This window comes from Phaeodactylibacter luteus, assembly GCF_007993045.1.
GTDB lineage: Bacteria > Bacteroidota > Bacteroidia > Chitinophagales > Saprospiraceae > Phaeodactylibacter > Phaeodactylibacter luteus.
In genome coordinates this window covers 1-474 of sequence record NZ_VOOR01000205.1, presented here as the reverse complement: position 1 = coordinate 474, position 474 = coordinate 1, and the positions used below count along the sequence as shown (strand labels likewise).

Genomic DNA, 474 nt, shown 5'->3' with positions numbered 1-474 from the left:
TTGGATTTGACGAATGCCATGAGCATTCAGGTCAACGGCGGGTTCGCTTTCGAGCGGTATATCGGCAACGATGCGGGCACTGCTGCTTACAACTGTATGCTCGATGGCATGCCTGTGGCAATGGACGACCCGGTCACAGTAGGGGAGGACAGCGGCACGACAGACGTTGATGTCCTGGGCAACGACAGCTTCGGCAGCAATGGGCCGGGCGTTGGGCCGATAGTGATCACGGTAGGGCCGGATAACGGGGGCACGGCTACGGTCGATGACAATGGCACTCCGGATAACCCCACAGATGATAGTATCGATTACACCCCTGCAGCAGACTTCAGCGGGACGGAGACGTTCACCTATCAGATCTGTGACCTAGACGGTGACTGCGACGACGCGGTGGCCACGGTGACTGTCACACCGGTGAACGATGCGCCAATAGCGATGAACGACAGCTATACCACGCCCGAGGATACCCCAGTA

General features: G+C 58.2%; 1 protein-coding gene. It reads left to right on the top strand.

The window, feature by feature from the left end:
* Positions 1 to 474, top strand: a 474-nt coding sequence (locus FRY97_RS22665) for an Ig-like domain-containing protein (protein WP_211356966.1), incomplete at both ends; no start/stop codon positions are given.